Raw genomic sequence first — 22,324 nt, forward strand, 5'->3', positions numbered from 1 at the left:
TCCTACTTACTTAACATTATGTTTGAATAATGCTTAACAGTTCTTTAAATGCTTTTTTTGCCTCTGGAACCGGAAATACTGGGAATACATGATTCATTTTACTATATTCAAAATAATGGAGCGGCACGTGTTCTTGCTGCGCTTTTTCACGTAGCATATGTGCATCCACCAATAAAAGCTCCCCTGTTCCAACGAAAAGTGTGAGTTTCCCAATATCTTGTATATCCCCATTTAATGGGCTGACCTTGTAATTTTTTATTCCAACATCCTTTGCCCACAATCGACCCAGCTCTTGTGCCCCTTGAATCCCTAACATCGGATCAAACTTTTCAAGTTGTTTATAGCGAGGGTCCTCTCCGGTCACATCTAACCACGGCGAATGCAGGATAATATGCTCAGGCTGCCGCTTTTTTAACAACTTTACATCTTGTGCAAAACCTAGTGCTAATCCACCTCCTGCTGAATCTCCCATAAAAATAAAAGGGGCATCATAATGTTCTAACAGTCGCTCATATAAAGCATAAATCGCCTCATAGCATTCAAGTACTGTATGTCGAGGAAGCTTCGGATAAATCGGCACTACAATTGTATACTCTGTAGCTTTGGCAAGTTTTATTAAATAACGCCAATGAAAGCTTAGAGGATCATTAATATAAGCGCCACCGTGAAAATAATAAATCACCTTTTTCGGTTTGCGCTGTTCGTTAATTGTATAATATCGCATTCCGCTGATTTCATTTTTCAAAATGTCTTTCTTCACTCGAAAGGACTCATCTAATTGGTATGGTAACTCGTTATATTTACTTGCTATAAAATCATCCAATAATTTGGAATCTTGAAACTTTTTTTTCGATCCGCGCATAATTAAATACCATTTAAACGCTACACTTTGCCAGCTACGCATTGTCGACACCTCATTCGAGTTTATTTGTAGTGCATTTCCCCAAAATTACTTGTCTTTCAACATATGCATCTCGTGCGCTTTGTATAATTCATGTAGGTGTAGCTTTTTTTGTTCAATAATTAATTACGCTTGCTGTAGTGTCACCTGTTTTCACTTTTAACGCACAACATTATAATTTTCACGAGTATAAATTTACCCATCAATAAAATAACTTGTCATTCTGCTAACAACTTTGTACCATTTGTTTTATTTGGTATAATTATGATTATTCACAAATTTATACAAATTTTATGAGTAATAGAGGTGAATTTAAATGATGAGTAGTTCTGTTTTTTGGGTGAGCCTATTGATCAATCTCACCATTATTTCGCTTTTGACGTTTGGCTTAAAAAAGTATTATCGAAACAAGCCAAAAGTTGACAAAGGGTTTAAATTTGCTTATTTCGGCTTATCTTATCGTCGAAAATTTTTACGCACGTTTTATTCGATACCGTTTTTTCTATTGCTTATTGTTTTTATGTATTTTTTATTAGGGTTGAGTCCCCTATTTATCGGTTACGTTATTTTTGTTGTGATTATTTTCATCGTGCAGGTTAGCTACAATTATGTGAAATGGCAGGAAGAAAAAAAATCAGTATAGCATTGGCACATCATTTGAATGGTATCCTTTTTCAATTTTTTACTATTCAACTAACATTCTGCTTTTTCTAAAATCAATGAAAATTAGAAGAATGGATATTAAGAACGAATCGTTTTAGCAAAAATCCTAGTTAAATAATAAATCTATGCTAGAATAAAAAATAGCTATCAGAACGCAAATAGAAATTCTCACAAAAGAACTATACTTTTGCGAAGTATTTATAAAGAGTCAGTTGTCCGACTTTAAAGTCTAGCTTTACTTTTAACATACGAACACTTATACTCATATTCATAACTAGATATTGTGTTAATTTAACGCGGTACTACTAAATGTAGTTTAATAGGGAAGTTTGGTGCAAAACCAACGCTGTCCCCGCAACTGTAAAAGCTGACTGAAGACGTAAACCACTGTGTCAATGCACGGGAAGGTGTCGGAGGAATGACGCAAAGCCAGGAGACCTGCCACGCTAAATTCACGTACATTTCTTCGGGGAATAGGAAATGGAAACGAAAACTTAATTTTTGTTTCCATTTCAAGCTATCCTTTAATTGGATAGCTTTTTTCTTTGCCCAAATGTTATAGCACAATAAATTTATCATTAGTGAGGGATACCATTATGAAACTGTATACAAAAACAATTTGCCCAAAATGCCTATGGGTAAAATCAGAACTTGAAACAGCCAATTTACAAGTAGAAGTGATAAATATTGATCATGACGAAAATGCGAAGCAAACAGTAGTGGATGCAGGCTTTTTAGCAGTACCTGTGTTAGAGGTGAATGGAGAATGGTTTGCGGAGCCTAGCTCAATTATGGACCGTATTGCCGAGCTTAGCGCATGATTGTTTATGCTTCACGCACTGGGAACGTTCAAAGCATTGTCGGAAAACTTGGTTTACCTGCAATCGCAATTGATCAAGCGATATCCATAACAAAGCCGTTTTTACTGTTCACCTATACGGATGGACTAGGCTCGGTTCCCCTAGTCGTGGAAAATTATATGCAGCAGAACCACATGCTTTGTAAAGGAATCATTGTCAGTGGCAATAGAAATTTTGGTCATTCGATGTTTGGCCGTGCCGGTGATTTATTAGCGAACTATTACCAGCTTCCCTTAATCGCAAAGCTAGATTTACGTGGAACAACTGCTGATTATGAGCAAATAAAGCAATTTTATAACTCCATTTGGAATGAGGCTAGATGATGAAACAATATTTAACTCTTAACAACGATATTCTCAACCGCTACCGTGCGACAGGCGAAATCGATTTACAAAAAGATAAGGATGCGACACGCCGTTACTTTTTAGAGGAAATCAATGTGCGTCTTCGCTATTTTATTGATATCGAAGAAAAAGTACGCTATTTGGTGGATGAAGGCTACTATGAAAAGGAATTTATTGAACGTTATTCTATGGATTTCATTAAGCGCATGTACAAAAAGGCGTATGCTTATAAATTCCGCTTCCCTTCATTTATGAGTGCGTCTAAATTCTATGATAGCTATGCAATGAAAAGTAGAGATGGCAAAGAAATATTAGAAAAATATGAGGATCGCATTGTTATTATTGCTCTATACCTTGCACAAGGTGATGAAGCATTAGCAGAAAATGCAATAGAAGCAATTATGACTGCCTATCAGCCCGCTACCCCTACTGCATTAAACAGCGGAAAAAAAGCGCGTGGAGAACTGGTTTCATGCTTTAAATTAACGATGGATGATACGATGAACTCCATTGCTGAAAATATAGGCTATTGCTTAGAGTTATCTCGATTAGGTGGAGGTGTTGGTGTAAATTTAACCGACCTTCGTCCACTAGGTGATCCGATTAAAGGCATTTTAAACCGTGCAAGTGGTGTTATGCCAGTTGCAAAGTTGTTAGAAAACTCATTTAGCTATTCCAATCAGCTTGGTCAGCGCAATGGCTCTGGGGTTGTCTATTTGAATATTTTCCATGGTGATATTGAAAGCTTTGTTTCATCGAAAAAGCCAAATGCCGATGACAAAATTCGTCTAGCTACTCTATCTACCGGCATTATCATACCAGATATTTTCTTTGAACTTATGCGCCGTGATAAAGACATCGTGTTGTTTAGTTCATATGATATTTACAAAGAATATGGTAAACGCATGTCGGAAATTTCGATGACCGAGATGTATTACGAGCTTTTGGATAATCCAAATATCCGTAAGCTAAAACGCATCAATGCACGTAAATTATATACCGAAGTGAAAAAAGCACAATTTGAATCAGGCTACCCGTTTGAAATAATGGATGATAATGTAAATAACACTCACCCATTGAAAAATATCGGTCGCGTAAAAATGTCGAATTTATGCACTGAAATTCTTCAGTATCAGCAAACTAGCGTGATTACCGATCAAAATCAGCCAAATGAATATGGCTTAGATGTGTCATGTAACCTAGGCTCAATTGATATTCACGAAGCGACAAAGGTACATAGCTTTGAACAACTAGTACAAACTGCGATGCGCTTATTAACTAACGTATCGACGATGACCGACATCATTAATGTTCCTTCCGTATCAAAAGCCAATAAGGTAATGCACTCGGTTGGACTAGGTGTTATGAACTTACATGGTCATTTAGTAAGTAGTGGCATTCGTTATGGTTCAAAGGAATCAATCGCCTTTATCGACGCTTTTATGGAAGCATTGAATTATTATTCAATAAAAGCTTCTATGGAATTAGCAAAAGAGAAGAAAGAAACGTTTTATCGTTATGATGATAGTGATTATGCGTCAGGTACTTTCTTTGAAAAATATATTACGAAAGAAATAACGGAGCTTGACCAAATCGTTCAACACGCATTAGGTTCAACGCCAATCATTACTAACGAAATGTGGCAGCAGTTAAAAGTAGATGTTCAAACATACGGGCTTTTCCATAGCTACCGTTTAGCGATCGCGCCTACGGGATCCATTTCCTACATCCGTTCATGTACAGCGTCAATCTCACCTGTAACAGAGCGTGTGGAGGTTCGTGACTACGCAGACAGTCGAACAATTTATCCGATGCCGTTTTTAACGAATGATAACAAGGATCTTTATACAGAAGCCTATGACGTCAATCCTTACGAGCTTATTGATTTATACGCAGCCGCACAGCAGCATGTCGATCAAGGTATCTCGATGACATTATATGTAACCGATCAATGGAATACTGAACAGCTTGCAAAAGTTTATATTTATGCATGGATGAAGGGTATTAAATCGGTATATTATGTTCGTCAACGTTTACTGACAATTGAGGAGTGTGTCGCATGTCAAATTTAACTTACAAAGCAGTCAACTGGAACAAACCCACAAGTGAGCTTGCACGTATTTTCTGGGATCAGCAATGGAAACAAATTTGGTTCCCAGAAGAAATCGCTGTCAGTAAGGATGTAAAGCAATGGAAGGAATTCGAGCATCAGGATACGTATAAAAAAGTATTCGGTGGTCTTACACTACTCGATACAGTACAAACGAATATCGGAATGAACGAAATCGCCAAATTCACCCCTGATTTACAGGAAAAGGCCGTTCTAACTGTATTTGGCGCATTTGAAGCGATTCATGCAAAATCGTATTCGTACATTTTTACAACACTTTGTACGAATACCGAAATCGATGAAATTTTTGAATGGGTTCAAAAAAATGAATTCCTTCAATATAAAGCGAATCGCATAGGCGACGTTTATAAAGCAATACAAGAAGATGACCCTGAAAGCCTATGGAAAGCAATGTATGCCTCTGTCATGCTAGAAAGCTTCCTATTTTATTCAGGCTTCTTCTACCCTCTTTACTTAGGTGGACAAGGAACGCTACGTAACTCTGCAGAAGTGATTTCACTAATATTACGCGACGAGAGCATTCACGGTGTTGCAGTAGGCTTTTTTGCACAAAACATTTTCAAGGCGTTTTCTGAAGACAAAAAACAAGAATTAACGCTATGGGGCTATGAATTTTTACTCGATTTATATCAAAATGAAATGAAATATACAGAAGACCTTTACGCCGAAACAGGTCTATCCCCAGAAGTGAAAAAATATGTGCGCTACAATGCCAACAAAGCGCTGATGAACCTAGGTTTTGAAACCATGTTCCCAGAAGAAGAAGTGAATCCCGTTGTTATGAACGGAATTACGAATACTGGCTCAACATATGATTTCTTCAGTCAAAAAGGCGCTACATATGCAGTTGCAAAAGTAGCACCGATTACCGATGACACATTTAAATTTTAAAAAGAAGCTACTGACCACAATTGTGGACAGTAGCTTCTTCGCATTAATGATGATGGTGATGATGTTCATAGCCATGCTCTTCTGCATATTTTCTAAAGTTTTCTAAATCTTGCATTCCTGTAGATGTGCCATCAAGCGCTTGCTGCATACGCTCTAAAAGTACGGTTTTTAATTTTGGATGATAGCCAAAATAACCAGCAAGTTCGATTGTTATATCAGGGTATTGTGAAGTAAACTGCGTAGCCATTTTATGCATACGCTCCATTAAAATCCCCGTAAATAGGAAGTATGGCAGCATAATAATCTTTTTCGCGCCTAATTTGACACAACGTTCAATCCCTTGCTCAACTGTTGGCGTTGTTACCCCCATAAAGGCACTTTCAACAATTGGTACATTATGTTTCTCCCATAACAAACGCGAAATTTTATAAAAATCACCGTTCGCATACGGATCACTTCCACCTCGTGCAATTAATAATATTGCTGTGTCATCATGCTTTTCATCTGGATTGAAACCGATTTCCATTAAGCGAGACGATAAAATTTCAAAGATTTCTTCATGAATACCGATTGTTTGTCCATAAGTAAAGCGAATATCTGGAAAATGCTCTTTCGCATGCTCAATTTCGGCTGGAATATGCATTTTCGAATGCCCTGCATGCAATAAAATAATTGGAATGACATGCACTTCATCTGCCCCTTGTTCGATACAATGATGAATGCCATCTTCAATATCTGGTGATGCAAACTCTAAAAAGCACGTTTCTACGAGTAGCGACGAATCAATCATCGGTCTCATTTGCTGAACAAATTTACGCACTTCTTCATTTCCAGCTTCTAACTTGCTGCCATGTCCGACAAATAAGATCGCTTTTTTCACAGTCCCCTTCTCCTTTTTATATTTTTCAATTCCTTTTATTCGGTGTTCTGACCTTTTTCTCTCACCGTCTTGCATTGTATAAATAACCGCTTGTTCTTCAACATTTTCATGAACAATGGAACGCGCTGTTTGTTCAGCCTGAACGGAATACCAAGTACCTTTTGGATAATCGATTACTACACATTTATCCTTACAGCGACCGTTACAGCGTGTTCGTGATGTATGAATATTCTCATCCAATCTGGATTTACGAATTTCATCGCGAATTTGCTTGGTTACTTCTTCTGCTCCCGCACCCATGCAAGTTGCGCCATTACAAATAAGCAGATGACGCTGCATGTTTGTTAAGTTCCAAGTTGTCATCATATCCTCCTAGTTTAACTGGCTCCCAGCTAATAATGGCCGCATAAAATGTATGGCGGTACTCAATTTTACCTTGAATTTCTTCAATAAATGGCACTAGTGATGCCTTCACATGCGCTATATCAAATTGAGAATCTAATATCTTTTTACTCTGAGCAGCAAATAAAGCTTCCTCATTTTCGTAGCGATATGTTCGCTCCAGCTTTAACATTTCACAATCTGCGTAAATACCAAGCTGATACAGCATATTCACGATTTGAATATAATCACGACGTGGGTATTTAATTTTGTAACCATATTTTTGTTGAAGCATTTCATAATGCGGTTGAATCGGCCCTGTTGTAAGACCAATAATCGCACGTTTTTTCGCGAGCGCATTCATTTTTATAAGCGTCTCGTTCATTTCATACATGCGATAATAGCAATTGACGCCTACAACAATATCATGTGGCTCAAGCATTGCATCTTCCCATTTTGCATGCACAAACTGAACAGCTTCATCGTCTACGAAATACTGTTTTAAATAGTGGAGCACACTTTCTGAACCATCTACTAAAGTTAATTTTTCAACATCTTCTTGCAGTGAAAATGTATAATTTCCCCAACCTGGTCCAATCTCAATACAGCTTGCGCTAGCTGGGATATGGCGCTTCATTTTTTTATAAATTTGTTTGGCATGGGTGTCGGTTTGCTTATACGTTTTCTTTTGCATCGATTGTGCCCAAAATGCTTCTTCTAATTTATCATCGATCATTCGTTCTGGCATCTTACCATGCCAATCATGCATGCCCTCTTTCCATTGCTGTTCAAAATTTATCGTTAAAGGGGATTCTTTCATACAGTGAATCTCCTTTCATTAAGAAATCGTTAGCTTTTCTTTAAACCAAGCAATTTGGTCATGTAGCTGAACTACATCTCCAACTAATATCATAGCTGGATTTTTAATTTGTTCCGCTACAATTTGTTCACTAATCGTAGCAAGCTGACCCGTAATTGTACGTTGACGCTCGGTTGTACCCCACTCGATTACAGCAACAGGCGTATGTGCTGCTTTCCCATGTGTAATCAATTTTTGTGCTATAAATTCAATATTGCCCACACTCATATAAAAAGCGATTGTATCAATTTGTACTAATGCGTCCCAGCGTAAAAAATCTTGTCCTTTATCCTCACGACCATGTCCCGTGACAATCGCAAAGCTATTCGAAAAATCACGATGTGTTACCGGAATACCTGCATAGGCAGGTGCTGCAATGCCCGCTGAGATACCAGGTACAATTTCAAAGGACACATCATGTTCCTTTAAAAAAAGGGCTTCCTCCGCTCCACGGCCAAATACGAAAGGATCGCCACCTTTTAAGCGAACTACTAGTTTTTTGTTTTTTGCATGATTAACCAATGCTTCATTAATTTCTTGTTGAATCAGTCCATGCTTTCCAGGTTCTTTACCGCAATAGATTAACTGCGCCTCTTTTTTTGCATGCTGTAAAATTAGCGGATTCACCAATCGATCATATAAAATCACATCTGCTAACTGGAGACATTCCAATGCTCGAATTGTTAATAATTTTGGATCTCCCGGACCAGCACCAACTATGTAAACAAAGCCACTCACATTCATTCACCTTCTAATAATTGTTGTAAATAATTTTCACATTGCTCAAAATCTTGTTGTTGAATCCACTGTAAAACTTGCGGTTCTAAAAGTGCGGCTACAGCTAGACGTTTTTGCTCGCCTTTAAATTTCTCCAAAATGGCCTTTCTACCATGCTTTAAAAATGACGTATATGCCTCATAACTATCATCAAACTGTTCACTTAATTGTTGTTTTACTTGTCGCGTAAATGCTGGACTTGCCCCAGAAGTGGAAACGGTTAATACAAAATCACCTCGACGTACAACGGCTGGGTTCATAAAATCCATACGACCATTGTTATCTACCCTCATGAACAATTGCCAGTGCTGTGTTGCTTGTTCGATTTGATCATTGACCGTTTCCTCGTTAGTTGCAGCAAAAATTAATATCGCATCATCTAAATCTGCCGGCTCAAACGTTTTATTGCGCCACTGAATTTTTTGGAGTTGTGAGTAATGCTGTAACGTTGCCGTAAGCATTGGACTGACAACGACAATATTAGCCTTCGTCTCAAGTAGTGCCTCTACTTTTTGTGTTGCAACATGTCCACCACCAACAACGACTACTTTTTTATAATCGAGATTAAGCATAATTGGAAAATAACTCATCTTCTGTCCTCCAACGTTATCTTTCTTATTTACGAACAATCATGCACGATAAATAGTTCAATTCTGTACCACGTAAATTTTCAACCTCCCATATCACTTCTTCATCCGAAGTCACTTTTGTAACGACATGTGTGTTTTTTAATAAGTTCATTTCCTCCAACAAATCAAGCATTTGATCTAGTACTTTTGCGATTTTAATAAATACAATGCCATCATGTGTTTCTAATACATTACGCATTTCTTCTTTATTATCTGTTGCTGGAATCATCGCCACATGATCATCCCCATCAGCTAACGGTATATGAAGGCGATTAGCTGTTCCATTAAACGAAGAAATACCTGCAACCGATTGCATTGGTACGTCTGGATGTTGTTCTTTCATTAATTTCATCAAATGAATATACGTACTAAATAACATGGGGTCTCCTTCAGTTACAAAGGCTACATCCTTACCTTCCTGTAAATGGGCGTATATTTGCTCGACGGATTTTTTCCACTCTTGCTGTAACGTTTCTTGGTCCTTCGTCATTGGAAAAACGAGACCTAGCATTGTTTTTTGTTGTGGTTCCACATATAAATCAATTATTTTTTGAGCATATGATTTACTGCCGCGCATTTTTTTCGGATATGCAATTACTGGGCATTCCTTTAATTTACGAAAAGCTTTTATAGTAATTAATTCCGGATCTCCAGGACCAACGCCCACACCATATAATGTTCCAACTGTCATTGTCTTTTTCCCCTTTTAAAAAAATCGTATAAACACAAAAAAGCCTATTTCCGGCAAGTGCTAGAAATAGGCATGGACATCCTAAAAAAGTAAAAGGAAATACAAGTAATGTATTTGTCGCCGTCCTTCTCCCACCGAAAAGTCGTGTTGCAATAATAAAGCAGGTTTCCTGGCTCAGGCGTCATTTTACTATCACATCTTCCCATCTTTTTGACAGTGATTGGTTGTGAGTTCATCAGCTATTACAGTAGCGGGGGCTGCATTAGATTTTAACTAATTTCCCTTTTAACTCTTATAAAAAGAGCACTTTATTACTTGTACTATGAAATTAAAGTAACTCTATCACGTTACCACACTTTTGACAATATTAATTTACGAACAATTTATACAATTCAGAAGAAAAAACAGAATATACTAGAAAGCTACGCTCATAAATGACAGATAATTTTACATTATTTTCAGAAAATGACCTTGGATTTTGGAAGGGTTGAAAAAATTAATGATGACAAATGAAATAACGAATGATACTATTTCCTCACATGGTGAAAATTGAATGATTTTTGGTGCTTTTACAAGCTTAATAGGGAAACCGGTGTAATTCCGGTACTGTCCCGCAACTGTAACTTGGAGTATTACATAACACGTCACTGCATTTTTTGTGGGAAGACATGTAATACGTCGAAAAGAAGTCAGGAGACCTGCCAAAAATTAAGTTATTCAAACCTACGAGGATAGGTGCGTGAAACAAGCAAAATCGCTTGCTTTTTTGTGATGCACTTTTACTCTCAAAAGTGTATTTTTTTATGCACTTTTTTTCATCAAATAAGAAAAAAGGAGTAGAAACATGAAGCAATACTTACCAAAACTTGCTTACTTCGGTATCGTTTTATTATTTATGCCAAAGCAAGCATATGCCATGCACATTATGGAAGGATTTTTACCAATTGGTTGGGCAATTTTTTGGTTTGCACTATGCTTACCATTCCTTGTAAAAGGACTAAAAGTGATCCGCATCGTCGTGAAAGAAAATCCAGAAAGTAAATTATTACTTGCCCTATCAGGGGCCTTTACATTCGTCTTATCTGCATTAAAAATCCCATCAGTAACCGGGAGCTGTTCTCACCCTACTGGCGTTGGCTTAGGTTCAATTTTATTTGGACCTTTTGTTATGAGCGTTTTAGGATCAATCGTCCTATTATTCCAATCGCTATTACTAGCACATGGTGGCATAACGACTTTAGGCGCAAATATTTTCTCGATGGCTATCGTTGGTCCATTTATTGCAGTAGGTGTTTATAAGCTCGCAACAAAATGGGGCCTATCAATTAGCGTCGCAGTATTTTTCGCTGCCATGCTTGGTGATTTAGGAACATATGTTATGACATCTGTACAATTAGCATTAGCGTTCCCTTCAGAAGTTGGCGGCATTTTAGGTTCATTCCAAAAATTCGCAAGCATCTTTGCGTTAACACAAATTCCATTAGCGATCAGTGAAGGATTATTAACCGTAATGATTATGAACTTCTTACAAAAATATAACATGAAAGAATTAGTTCAATTACGTATTTTAAAGGCTAAGGAGAGCTAACATGTTTAAGAAAAATCTACTATTACTATTAGGCGTCGTGATCTTAGCGATTTTACCAATATTATTTTTACAGGATGCAGAATTCGGGGGTGCTGATGGTGAGGCTGAAGAAGCGATTACAGAAATCGCTGTAGACTATGAGCCTTGGTTTAGCGCTATTTGGGAGCCTCCAAGTGGTGAAATCGAAAGCTTATTATTCGTTTTACAAGGTGTTATTGGTGCACTAATTATCGGCTATTTCATCGGTTATATGCGCGGAAAGCATACAAAAGATCATGCTAAACATTGATTTTCTAGCGAGCCATAATGCGATTCAAAAGGTTGCCGCTAGTCAAAAAATAACGTTTAGTGTCATTTCATTATTACTTGTAACATTATTACGAAATAATATTTTATCGGTTTGGACACTACTCTTCATGAGTAGTGTCATTATCTTTTATGCCAGAATTCCTTGGAAAACATATGTAACATTACTTATCGCGCCAATTGGTTTTGTTTTTGCAGGTATGATAGCGATCGTGTTGTCCATTTCATTTGCACAACCTATACCAATTTCCGCATTATGGCATAGCACATTTCTTGGCATGCAGCTGTTTATATTGCCGAATGATTTACTTCGAGCTATCACGATATTTTTTACCTCGATTAGTGCAACAAGTTGCTTGTATTTTTTAATTTTAACAACACCGATGTATGAAATTAGCCCAGTACTTGCTAGATTAAAAGTACCAACGATTATCATTGAATTAATTGAGTTAATGTATCGTTTTATATTTTTACTTTTACAAACAGTTGCGCAGCTTTATACTGCGCAGGATGCTCGGCTAGGCTATCGAACATATCGAATAAGCTTTCAATCTTTAAGCTTACTCATTAGCGCTCTGTTTCGTTCGATTTTTTTCCGTCATCAGGCGATGTCCTATGCGATGACGGCACGAAATATTGAACAATTTATTATTCCACAGCAATTTTTGAGTGAAAAAGCATGGGATCAAAAACTGACTTTTATAGCAGGTGGATTTTTGATCGTTGCAATTGCATTAATCTTTTAAGGAGATTTTAGTTATGACAGAAAGCTATTTTACGTTTGAGCATGTATCATTTCAATATAGTGATGGTACACAGGCATTACATGATTTATCATTAACGATTCCAATGGGAAAAAAAGTAGCGATATTAGGTGAAAATGGTTCAGGTAAATCAACATTTTTCAAATTGCTCATGGGGCTAGAAAAACCTAGTATTGGTAAAATTCAATTTTTAAACGAACCATTACATTATTCTAAAAAACAATTAATTAAGTTACGGGAGCATGTTGGCTTTATCTTTCAAGAAGCAGACAATCAATTATTTGCCTCTACAGTTAAGCATGATATTTTATATGGTCCGATTAATTTAAAATGGCCACATGAAAAAATAGAACAACATGTTGATACCGCCATACAATTAACTGAATTAGAGGACTTAACCGAACGACCGATTCATTTTTTAAGTGGTGGACAAAAAAAACGTGTGACCATTGCAGGTGTTTATGCAATGGATCCTAAACTTTATATTTTAGATGAACCGACGAGCAGTTTAGATTACTATTTTTCAAATCAGCTTACAGCATATTTGGATGAATTAGATACAGAAAATCGAACATTTTTATACTCGACACATCAGGTCAACTTAATTTATGGGTGGGCAGATCATTTTATTGTTTTTCATAAAGGGCAATTATTGTATTCAGGTCAAAAGGATGTACTTTTCTCGAATGATGCACTACTAGAAAAAGCGCATATCGAAAAGCCTTGGATTGTAAAATGTTATGAGTCAATGTTACGTGAAGGGCTCATTCAACCACAACAGCAACTTCCCCGCTCGATGGATGAATTAATGCAATTGATGAAATGTTACACATTTACTACCCTTTAGTTAGGAGGCAGGCTATGAAAAACGACTTATTACAACCTATTGAAGCACAAGAACTCGTTTTATCAATTGATGAAAATGTTTATGAGGATTACGAAACATGTTTTATTCAATATGTAACAGCTTCACTAATAATTGAACTAAACTGATAATAAAAACAGCAAAAAAGCATCCCTTCGGTTTGAAGAGATGCTTTTTCATTACACTTGTTGAACTTTTTGCGTAAAACGTGGATGTGCCCAAAGCTCACGCCATTTCATGCATGATGCCACAACGATTATTAACCCTAACGTTAACATAATCACTGATAAAATTCCGTTTAACACATTATAGCCACCTGCTGCTGAATTCCAGTACACATTTTTCACCATCCAGAAACCTGCAACGTTTACTGTTACATAAAGGTATGCTAATGGAATGAAGCATGTTAATGCGTAAATGCGCTTGTCCGCAATTTTTAATACGAATGTTACACCACATACTAAACCGATTGCCGCCATTAACTGATTGGATACACCAAATAACGCCCAAACTGACGCGATATCACCTGAATTTAACAGATAGCCCCACATTAAACATGCGAGCGCACTTGCACCAATCGCACCGGGCAGCCAATCCGTTTTTTTCAGTGGCTTATACACATTACCTAAAAAGTCTTGAATTAAGTAACGTGCTGTACGTGTTCCAGCATCGATTGCAGTTAAAATAAATACCGCCTCAAACATGATTACGAATTGATAGAAATAACTTGTTAAATGACTAAACCATTCGACACCAGAGAAAATCGACGCCATACCTACAGCAAGTGTTACCGCCCCTCCTGTACGCCCTTCTAAATCCATACCAATTGCTTCAGAAAGCACTGGTAAATCGACAACTGACATACCAAGTGTAGCAAATTTTTCAGGTGCTGAATTAATAGCAAAATAGTCACCTGGATGTAAAACTGTAGCTGCAATTAGTGCCATAACCCCAACTACACACTCTACTAGCATCGCTCCAAAACCAACAACGCGAATATCTTCCCAACGATCAAGCATTTTTGGTGTCGTACCTGAACCGACAAAGGCATGGAAACCAGAAATCGCACCACAAGCAATAGTAATCGATACGAACGGCCAGACAGGTCCCGCTACAATCGGTCCTCCTCCGCCTAAAAAGTCAGGAATAACTGCTGGGAATTGAATAACAGGATTAATAATGAATACACCAATAATTAATGCAATAAATACACCAATTTTCATAAAGCTCGATAAATAATCACGCGGTGCTAATAAGAACCACACTGGTAATGCTGCTGCAAAAAATGCATAGATTGGTAAAATTAATGATAATGTCGCTTTATCTAATGTTAAAAGATCACCAAGCCATGAACCTTGGATATTTGGTCCGAAGAAAACAGCAGCAATTAACAATCCTACCCCTAAAATCGTTGATAACTTCAAATTGCCGGTAAATTTATTGATAACCCCCATTAACATCGCAATTGGAATTGTTGCTGCTACAGCAAATGTACCCCATGGATTATCTGCTAATGCACCTAAAATAACCATTGATAAACCCGCCATTGTTATCGTAATGATAAATAGCATCGCTAAACCTGTACAAAATCCTGCAACTGGTCCTAGTTCTTCACGCATTACTTCCGAAAGCGATTTACCGCCCTTTGTCATCGAAGCAAATAATACTACCGCATCATGTACGGCTCCACCGATTACTGCACCAACAAGTAGCCAAATATACCCCGGTAAATAACCAAATTGAGCAGCTAAAATAGGACCAACTAAAGGACCCGCCGCAGCGATTGCCGCAAAGTGATGACCAAATGCTACCCATTTATTCGTTGGCACGAAGTCCTTACCATCATTATTGGCATGCGCTGGTGTAGGCATATCCTCATTAATTTTTAAAACCTTTTTTGTAAAGAAAATTCCATAAAAACGATAGGCAATAACTAAAATACAGATTGCCGCAATTACTAAAGTTATGGCATTCATGAGCTTCCTCCAATATGTATCTATTAATCAACAATGCATTTCATTATTTTTAGATAATTCCAAATAGTTTTACATTGCTTTGTTTTCATAATCCTAGCATCTTTTATGTTATATAACAATCATTTTTCCAAACTCAACCTGTTATATATACAGATGCATTTATATAGTAAAAACACACTTTTTAATAGAATTTTCAAAATTTAATTTATACAATTTTACTGTTTTTCACGTCAATATTATTCTAAAAAAGTTCACATTCTTTTCAAATTCATAGTCTATTGTCTAAAAAATAATATTGCAATCGAAAATCATCTCTTTTAGCGTAAATAGCATAAATCAATCATTGAATTGGTATAACGAGTTCACCTCGTTAATAAAAGGGAAGTCTGTGAAAGTCAGACACTGTCCCGCAACTATATTTGGGAGTTTATTAGCAAAAGCCTTTTTCATTGGAAGATGCGATTAAATTTTGATCATAAGTCAGGAAATCTGCCAATTTCATGGCATCGATCAACCTACGTGGATTTAGGGAAGATGTTAATATTTGTCGCACAGAAAGCACAACAAAAAATGTGTCATTCAAATAGTTGCCAGTCATGGCTTAAAGAAGCAAGTCATTATGCCGACACATACGGCTATCTGATTATGATAAAAGCCGCACTTGGTGGTCATTCGTCTTATTGAAAGTGCTAATCATAAGGCTACTTAGGGCAGCCACATGGTGGATTCCTTAAAGAATTGCAACATATTATATTAATAAATCGTCAATCTAAAATGGTACGACCATGTGAACTATTACCAAAGTAGATTTATCACTAATTCAGCAAATGCTAGAGGATAAATATCCGCAACGGAAATTTACGAAAATGGAAACAACTGTTCAAGCTCCTAAAGATGGCATCATTAAAGACATTTATGTACATGCGGGCTCAGCCCTATCAACTGGCGATTTATTAATCAAATTCGAATAGATGAACTTACCCAAAAAGGAACACAGCTTAGTTTGTGTTCCTTTTTCCAACGTTTTTGTTGAACTAGAACTATTCAATACTAAATATTCTTAAAATTTGAATTTTTATTGACGAAACGTTATTTATCGCTTACACTAATTATAGTTTACTAATATAACTTTATATGAATCGTGTAAGTTATGGTGCTTATGAGAATAAGCTTAAAAGGGAAGAACGGTGTGATTCCGTCGCTGTCCCGCAACTGTATAATCGGAGTTTTTTACAAATGCCACTGGGTTAAACCTGGGAAGGTGTAAGAAATGTTGATGATAAGCCAGGAGACCTGCCAGAAACCAGTACACACCAATGCTCACGTGGAAATGAGTGGTGAAAATTCTCGTACGTCAAACGAATTTAAATGCCTTGTTTATCAGGCTTATTTGAATTGACATTTACCGACCATCTTCCATCTTTATGCGAAGATGGTCTTTTTTAGTGCTTGTCGGATGTCGATTTGTCTTAACTCTCCCCTATAAAGTTAACAAATCGGCATCTTGGAATTACTAAGATTTTCCCAAACAAGTAGTAGCTTCGTGCTAAAGCTCCTACTGCGAAATGGTTAGTCATACATGAAACACATTTCTTACATTGCCGAACATAGACTTTCGTGTTTTACAGATGATTAACCATTATTGCAAAATAATAAGGTTATTTAACTGAATAATTTTTTACTACCACTCATTCCTTGTTAGTGTAAGCAGTTTCTAAATAGCTTGAAAATTACGTTTACCTAGGAGGAAAATAAAATGATTGAAACTTACATTGATCTTTTAAAAGAGCAAATTATGCAAAATACATTAGGTAACACGGCAAAAACCTTAAACGAAATTGCCGAATCATTAAAACAACAATACACTGATCACAGTCAAGAAATTTCACAGGCTTTGCAACTTGTAAGTTTTGAACTTTCAGGTGAACCATTATTAGAAAAGTAAACTGTACACTATTTGGTGTGAAATGGTGACATTCATTTTGAAACGAGCTGTTTTTTTGATGGAAACGAGATTATATTCTGAAAAACAAGATTATCTTGAAAAAACGAGATTATTTCATAAACTGGTCGCTTTTATCTAAGTAGCACTCCAACTCAAAACGAGCCCCTAAATAAGAGGCTCGTTTTTCATGTCATATTTGAGTTTCTCCCTATTTAAATAAATAGAAATTCTGCTATCCCTTTATTACGTCTAAAATACTGATAAAGACGCTCATTGTTATTGATTTATCCAATCATATGCCTCGTAAGCAGCACTTGTCAGCATATATTCCCATAAATTCTCAATTGAATCATTACGTAACGCGCAAAATAAACAGGCTAACGCCACCCCATGTGAGACCACTGCAATGTTCTCATAGGTTGAGGCGAGCAGCTGCTCATGAACATGCAGCATGCGTTTTGTAACTGTGGCAAAGGATTCCTGTGATTGTGCCCTAAAATGCTGAGGTGTTTCCTGATAGCATTGATAGTGCGAATCGTGTTGTAATTGTTCAATCCATTTCCCCTGCCAGTTTCCTAGATAAATTTCACGAAGCTCGGCTCTTTGATGGATTGTATCATTAGGAAACATATAGTTCGCTGTAGCAACCGCCCGTTGTAGATCGCTACAATAAACAACATCAGGTTTCCACATAATTTGCTTCGCTAGTAAAACCCCATGCTGGGTTAACGGCGAATCATGCCACCCCTGTAATCTCCCTTGTTTATTCCACTCGGTTTCACTATGGCGATAATAACGAATTGTTTTTGACATAATCTTCAATCTCTTTCTTAGCTTGCTCCCACATGGTTTCTGTTTTTACTGCTATACGGAACCATTCTCCATGTAAGCCCTCATAATTTTTCGTATGGCGCAGTACAATACCGCGCTTTAATAAATAACTAAAAAAGTGCTGCGTATCATAAATTGCTGGTAATTTAAACAGCAAATAATTAGCTACGCTATTTGTATATATACAATCAATAGAATGAAAATAATATTTCATCTTTTTTAGTAAGTTCGCACTGTAATCCCTAGATTCTACAATAAATTTTTGTTGCTCTAGACAAATACAACCTAGCTCAATTGCTATATTACTTACACTCCAATGCGGTAAATAAGGACGTAATTTTTCAACTTGTTGTCCTAGCAAATAACCTAAACGAACACCTGCCATCGCAAACATTTTCGTCATCGAACGTACAACGATAACATTTGCATAATGTTTAATTAGTGTAATTACGGACTGGGCTTCATCTGTCCAATCGATAAATGCTTCATCAACGATAAATACGCACTGCCGATGCTGTTTGATTAATGCTTCAAGCCACTCATGATCATGCAGCACACCTGTTGGATTATTTGGATTACAAATATAACAGGCACGCGCATTTTGCAATCGGTTATGTAAATCATTCATATCAAATTCATAGCATTCTATGTCATTTGCCACTATTGATTGAATATGGCAATTATGCTGCTGCAACGTTCGCTTATATTCTGAAAATGAAGGCTCTAACACCACCACATTTTGCCCCTTAAAGTACTGTGCTAGAAGCATTAACCCTTCTGCTGCACCATTTGTAACAAGCACTTGATGTAACTGTACAACATGTGATTTTGCAACAAGTGAACGAAATGGCTCTGCTTGCTCATGTGGATAAGCCGAAACCTTTTCGATCAGCTTAGGCCATGCCTGTATGATTGCAGCTGGTATTCCTAAAGCATTGACGTTTTCACTCAAATCAATTACTTGCTGTGGCATTGTTATTCCCATCGCTTCATATAAAGTGCTTGCATTAGCTCCATGTGCTGGCAATTGCATAGAAAATCCCTCCCAATAGTAAACATCCGTATGTACAACGCTGCATTTGTTTAAGCGCTTCTAAAATATGTTGTTTGCCCATGACAAACAATGGCTCGCCCATATACGCGCGAAATGATTCTAGTTGACCATAACGATTATAGCCACCTAAACGAATCCCAAGCTGGTAGGCCGTTGCAGCTTCTAAATATCCACTGTTCGGACTTGGATGCTTTTTCGCATCAACAAGCCACTGTTTAAAGCGCTCACGAAATGTTTTTGACGAATAATTTTTCGTTATAATAAGTAGCATAAAACCCGAAATACGGCTAGGTAAAATATTGGCGACATCATCTAATTTCGCTGCAAAATAACCAAAATCCTCATAGCGCTCATTTTTATAGCCAACCATCGAATCCAGCGTATTAATCGCTTTATAGCACCAGGCGCCCGTTGAACCAAATAATAATGCATAAAACAAAGGTGCCGTAATGCCATCACTTGTATTTTCCGATACCGTTTCAATTACACCGCGCACTATTTCAGGTTCATCTAAATGCGCAGTATCTCTCCCAACAATCCAGCTTAAATAGTGGCGGGCATCCTTTATGTCACCGCGCTGCAAGGCGTCATACACAAGCATTGCAGCCTCCTTTAACGACTTTTGTGCAAGCGCCAGACTAATAAAAGCTACCTCAATCGTAAACCAGAGCGCAATATGAATTTTCATGGCTAACAACACAACGAAAAATACTGCGCATGTTGTCGTCATCACAACAAGTATTACGGTCAATAATCCTTTTACCTTACGAAATTTTGTATGATTCCATTTTCGTTCAAAAAATGAAATCATGTTACCTATATAAATAACGGGGTGCTTCCATTTCCTTGGATCTCCCAGCATTTGATCGCTGACAACCGCCAACAAACAAGCTAAAAATAATAGCATAACCTCACCTCGTAAAACTTCAAATACCGGTATACAAAATGCGTACACCGGTTCGATTTAATCATTCATTAAGCTAGTAATTCATATATTTTTTCCATATTTAAATGTTTGCGTACATGCGTATCTAACATTTCATATGCCTGTTCTCGTCGTTCAAAGTCTGATAATACAGCCTCTGAAATCAGCTCAAGTCCTTTGTTCTCACGAATTTCATTAAAATAGCTGCGCGTAAATTCTCGATTTTGGAAAATACCGTGCACATATGTACCAATCACTTTTTCTGTGTAAACACCATCTGTGCGTCCATCCTCAAATTCGATAAATGGCTGTACTGCTGACAGCATTTCGCTACGCCCTAAATGGATTTCGTAGCCACTAACCATATGACCTGTACACGTAATACCATGAACTTGAATTGTTTGCTTTTCATCTATAAATGTCGTTTCAATGGGTAATAGACCGAGTGCGACATATGTCCCACCACTGCCCTCGATCGCCTGCTCATCACGCAATGTTTCACCGAGCATTTGATAGCCACCACAAATTCCAACGATGCGAATATTCGTATGCTGAAGCTGCAAAATCCCTTGCATAAGCCCGGTTTGCTGTAGCCATAAAAAATCTTCTACTGTATTTTTTGTACCGGGGATAATCAATACATCTGGCTTTTTCAAGTCTTTTAATGAAGAGACAAAACGCACACCAACCCCTGGCTCTTCGAATAATGGATCTAAGTCCGTAAAATTGGAAATACGAGGCAAATGAATAACCGCTACATCAATAGCAAATTCGCTTGCTAATGGCTTTTTCAAGCGCAAGCTCGACAAAGCCAATGAATCTTCTGCTTCGATTTGCACATCAATATATGGAATCACCCCAAGTACTGGAATACCTGTATAGTCCTCTAGCCAATCAATACCGCTCGTTAATAATTCCTTCATGCCACGGAATTTATTAATAATAATTCCTTTCACTCGCGCTCGCTCAGATTCATCTAACAGCATGAGTGTACCAACAAGTGACGCAAAAACACCACCGCGCTCGATATCTGCGACTAAAATGACTGCTGCATCTGTTTCATGAGCCATACGCATATTAGCAATATCGCGGCTCTTCAAATTTATTTCTGCAGGGCTCCCAGCACCTTCTAATACGAGCACATCATAATCTTTCGACAAACGCTCTAATGATGAGCGCACCTCTGGCATCACTTGTTCCACAAAATTTTCACGATAGCTCATCGCATCCATATTGGCAAAATGCTTGCCGTGTAAAATAACCTCTGACACCATGTCCCCTTTTGGTTTGAGCAATATAGGGTTCATATCCGTTGTCGCCTCAATTTTGGCTGCCTCTGCTTGTACACCTTGTGCACGTCCAATTTCACCGCCATCTTTTGTAATATATGAATTGAGCGCCATGTTTTGTGATTTAAACGGAGCAACACGGTAACCATCATTTGCAAAAATGCGACAAAGTGCGGTACAAAGCACACTTTTTCCAACATCTGAAGCGGTACCTTGAATCATTATTGCACGCACTAGAATTCAAGCCCCTTCATCGCTGAGACGTCCTGTTCTTTATAGTAATGTTTTGTAGGTTCAATCGTTGACACAAGATCAGCCATTTCAAGTAATGTAGGGTGTGCTGAGCGTCCAGTAACGACTACATGCATTTTTGTTGGTCGATTTTGAATTGCCTCAAGTACTTCTTCAAGCGGTAACACATCGTCAATTGGAAACTTGGTAATCGCAAGTGCATTATTCAATTCATCTAATACAAGCACATCTGTTGTTTCGTCCTGCAACTCGTTTTTGACAATCGCCCATGCATTTTTTAATGCTTGACGGTGTTCTTCCGGTGTTTTTGTCCAAGTAAACCCAATTCCAAGCTGTACCGTTTCGACACCTAATTTTCGTAAGGCAATTTGCTCGCCATATGTACGGTCAGGAGATTTAATAAACTGAAAATATTTTACGTTCATCCCACGGCCAATTGCGCGTAAGGTTACACCCAATGAAGCCGTTGTTTTCCCCTTTCCTTCACCTGTATATACAAGTAGCATCCCTTTTCGCGCCATT

General features: G+C 37.5%; 22 protein-coding genes, 1 pseudogene and 5 riboswitches. Of the genes and pseudogenes, 11 read left to right on the plus strand and 12 right to left on the minus strand.

Annotation, left to right across the window (positions count from 1 at the left end):
* Positions 1–16: 16 nt before the first annotated feature.
* A complete protein-coding gene (locus tag O7776_RS11535; protein ID WP_274307213.1) occupies positions 17–904 on the minus strand; it encodes an alpha/beta hydrolase fold domain-containing protein in 888 nt (295 codons plus the stop codon).
* 940 nt (positions 905–1,844) lie between these two features.
* A riboswitch (cobalamin riboswitch) is annotated at positions 1,845–2,024 on the plus strand.
* A gap of 136 nt (positions 2,025–2,160) precedes the next feature.
* Between O7776_RS11535 and O7776_RS11540 the strand changes: the two genes are divergently transcribed.
* From O7776_RS11540 to nrdF, 4 genes are read left to right on the plus strand one after another with little or no spacing between them, the layout of a single operon-like run.
* On the plus strand, positions 2,161–2,385 hold the full coding sequence (locus O7776_RS11540; protein ID WP_274307214.1) for a glutaredoxin family protein: 225 nt from the start codon (positions 2,161–2,163) through the stop codon (positions 2,383–2,385).
* Positions 2,382–2,747 (plus strand): class Ib ribonucleoside-diphosphate reductase assembly flavoprotein NrdI, encoded by a 366-nt coding sequence (gene nrdI / locus O7776_RS11545; RefSeq protein WP_274307215.1) that lies wholly within the window; start codon positions 2,382–2,384, stop codon positions 2,745–2,747. Before O7776_RS11540 ends, nrdI begins: the two co-directional genes overlap by 4 nt.
* The gene (nrdE, locus tag O7776_RS11550; RefSeq protein ID WP_274307216.1) at positions 2,747–4,840 is read left to right on the plus strand and encodes a class 1b ribonucleoside-diphosphate reductase subunit alpha; all 2,094 of its coding nucleotides are present in this window, start codon (positions 2,747–2,749) and stop codon (positions 4,838–4,840) included. The genes nrdI and nrdE overlap by 1 nt, the downstream gene beginning before the upstream one ends.
* On the plus strand, positions 4,828–5,790 hold the full coding sequence (nrdF, locus tag O7776_RS11555; protein WP_241369011.1) for a class 1b ribonucleoside-diphosphate reductase subunit beta: 963 nt from the start codon (positions 4,828–4,830) through the stop codon (positions 5,788–5,790). Before nrdE ends, nrdF begins: the two co-directional genes overlap by 13 nt.
* Positions 5,791–5,833: 43 nt before the next feature.
* On the opposite strand, the gene O7776_RS11560 is transcribed toward nrdF, so the two are convergent.
* From O7776_RS11560 to cobI, 5 genes are read right to left on the minus strand one after another with little or no spacing between them, the layout of a single operon-like run.
* Positions 5,834–7,033 (minus strand): CbiX/SirB N-terminal domain-containing protein, encoded by a 1,200-nt coding sequence (locus O7776_RS11560; RefSeq protein ID WP_274307217.1) that lies wholly within the window; start codon positions 7,031–7,033, stop codon positions 5,834–5,836.
* Positions 6,984–7,871: a class I SAM-dependent methyltransferase gene (locus O7776_RS11565; RefSeq protein ID WP_274307218.1), complete on the minus strand. Its 888-nt coding sequence runs from the start codon at positions 7,869–7,871 to the stop codon at positions 6,984–6,986. Before O7776_RS11565 ends, O7776_RS11560 begins: the two co-directional genes overlap by 50 nt.
* Positions 7,872–7,889: 18 nt before the next feature.
* Positions 7,890–8,648 carry a uroporphyrinogen-III C-methyltransferase gene (cobA, locus tag O7776_RS11570; protein ID WP_420802116.1) on the minus strand — a complete coding sequence of 253 codons (759 nt, stop codon included), beginning with the start codon at positions 8,646–8,648 and terminating at the stop codon, positions 7,890–7,892.
* Positions 8,649–8,650: 2 nt separating this feature from the next.
* Positions 8,651–9,277, minus strand: a complete 627-nt coding sequence (locus tag O7776_RS11575) for a precorrin-2 dehydrogenase/sirohydrochlorin ferrochelatase family protein (protein ID WP_274307220.1) — start codon at positions 9,275–9,277, stop codon at positions 8,651–8,653.
* A 25-nt stretch (positions 9,278–9,302) separates the two neighbouring features.
* On the minus strand, positions 9,303–10,007 hold the full coding sequence (gene cobI, locus O7776_RS11580) for a precorrin-2 C(20)-methyltransferase (protein WP_274307221.1): 705 nt from the start codon (positions 10,005–10,007) through the stop codon (positions 9,303–9,305).
* 142 nt (positions 10,008–10,149) lie between these two features.
* Positions 10,150–10,333, minus strand: a riboswitch (cobalamin riboswitch).
* A gap of 218 nt (positions 10,334–10,551) precedes the next feature.
* Positions 10,552–10,727, plus strand: a riboswitch (cobalamin riboswitch).
* 124 nt (positions 10,728–10,851) lie between these two features.
* Here cobI and O7776_RS11585 point away from each other — a divergent pair.
* From O7776_RS11585 to O7776_RS11605, 5 genes are read left to right on the plus strand one after another with little or no spacing between them, the layout of a single operon-like run.
* Positions 10,852–11,595 carry an energy-coupling factor ABC transporter permease gene (locus tag O7776_RS11585; RefSeq protein WP_274307222.1) on the plus strand — a complete coding sequence of 248 codons (744 nt, stop codon included), beginning with the start codon at positions 10,852–10,854 and terminating at the stop codon, positions 11,593–11,595.
* 1 nt (position 11,596) lies between these two features.
* Positions 11,597–11,884 (plus strand): energy-coupling factor ABC transporter substrate-binding protein, encoded by a 288-nt coding sequence (locus O7776_RS11590; RefSeq protein WP_274307223.1) that lies wholly within the window; start codon positions 11,597–11,599, stop codon positions 11,882–11,884.
* The gene (cbiQ, locus tag O7776_RS11595) at positions 11,871–12,647 is read left to right on the plus strand and encodes a cobalt ECF transporter T component CbiQ (protein WP_274307224.1); all 777 of its coding nucleotides are present in this window, start codon (positions 11,871–11,873) and stop codon (positions 12,645–12,647) included. The genes O7776_RS11590 and cbiQ overlap by 14 nt, the downstream gene beginning before the upstream one ends.
* Positions 12,648–12,660: 13 nt before the next feature.
* Positions 12,661–13,512 (plus strand): energy-coupling factor ABC transporter ATP-binding protein, encoded by an 852-nt coding sequence (locus tag O7776_RS11600; RefSeq protein ID WP_274307225.1) that lies wholly within the window; start codon positions 12,661–12,663, stop codon positions 13,510–13,512.
* 14 nt (positions 13,513–13,526) lie between these two features.
* Positions 13,527–13,658, plus strand: a complete 132-nt coding sequence (locus O7776_RS11605) for a hypothetical protein (RefSeq protein WP_274307227.1) — start codon at positions 13,527–13,529, stop codon at positions 13,656–13,658.
* A gap of 51 nt (positions 13,659–13,709) precedes the next feature.
* On the opposite strand, the gene O7776_RS11610 is transcribed toward O7776_RS11605, so the two are convergent.
* Positions 13,710–15,506: a carbon starvation CstA family protein gene (locus O7776_RS11610; RefSeq protein ID WP_274307228.1), complete on the minus strand. Its 1,797-nt coding sequence runs from the start codon at positions 15,504–15,506 to the stop codon at positions 13,710–13,712.
* A gap of 332 nt (positions 15,507–15,838) precedes the next feature.
* A riboswitch (cobalamin riboswitch) is annotated at positions 15,839–16,017 on the plus strand.
* Between the two features lie 352 nt (positions 16,018–16,369).
* On the opposite strand from O7776_RS11610, the pseudogene O7776_RS11615 reads away from it, so the two are divergent.
* Together O7776_RS11615 and O7776_RS11620 are read left to right on the plus strand one after the other, a co-directional pair.
* Positions 16,370–16,477, plus strand: a pseudogene (locus O7776_RS11615) (biotin/lipoyl-containing protein); the annotation flags it as partial.
* Positions 16,478–16,640: 163 nt separating this feature from the next.
* Positions 16,641–16,821: riboswitch (cobalamin riboswitch) on the plus strand.
* Between the two features lie 441 nt (positions 16,822–17,262).
* Positions 17,263–17,451: a hypothetical protein gene (locus tag O7776_RS11620; protein ID WP_274307229.1), complete on the plus strand. Its 189-nt coding sequence runs from the start codon at positions 17,263–17,265 to the stop codon at positions 17,449–17,451.
* Between the two features lie 276 nt (positions 17,452–17,727).
* On the opposite strand, the gene O7776_RS11625 is transcribed toward O7776_RS11620, so the two are convergent.
* The 5 genes from O7776_RS11625 to O7776_RS11645 all read right to left on the minus strand — a co-directional run bounded on the left by O7776_RS11625 (position 17,728) and on the right by O7776_RS11645 (position 22,323).
* Positions 17,728–18,264, minus strand: coding sequence for a histidine phosphatase family protein (locus O7776_RS11625; protein ID WP_274307230.1), 537 nt, complete (start codon positions 18,262–18,264; stop codon positions 17,728–17,730).
* On the minus strand, positions 18,233–19,315 hold the full coding sequence (locus O7776_RS11630; RefSeq protein WP_274307231.1) for a pyridoxal phosphate-dependent aminotransferase: 1,083 nt from the start codon (positions 19,313–19,315) through the stop codon (positions 18,233–18,235). Before O7776_RS11630 ends, O7776_RS11625 begins: the two co-directional genes overlap by 32 nt.
* Positions 19,290–20,243 carry an adenosylcobinamide-phosphate synthase CbiB gene (gene cbiB / locus O7776_RS11635; protein WP_274307232.1) on the minus strand — a complete coding sequence of 318 codons (954 nt, stop codon included), beginning with the start codon at positions 20,241–20,243 and terminating at the stop codon, positions 19,290–19,292. Before cbiB ends, O7776_RS11630 begins: the two co-directional genes overlap by 26 nt.
* 68 nt (positions 20,244–20,311) lie before the next feature.
* Complete coding sequence (locus O7776_RS11640; RefSeq protein WP_274307233.1) at positions 20,312–21,784, minus strand: cobyric acid synthase; 1,473 nt, start codon at positions 21,782–21,784, stop codon at positions 20,312–20,314.
* Positions 21,784–22,323 (minus strand): cob(I)yrinic acid a,c-diamide adenosyltransferase, encoded by a 540-nt coding sequence (locus tag O7776_RS11645; RefSeq protein ID WP_274307234.1) that lies wholly within the window; start codon positions 22,321–22,323, stop codon positions 21,784–21,786. The genes O7776_RS11640 and O7776_RS11645 overlap by 1 nt, the downstream gene beginning before the upstream one ends.
* Between the last annotated feature and the right edge of the window lies 1 nt (position 22,324).

This window comes from Solibacillus daqui, assembly GCF_028747805.1.
GTDB classification, from domain to species: domain Bacteria; phylum Bacillota; class Bacilli; order Bacillales_A; family Planococcaceae; genus Solibacillus; species Solibacillus daqui.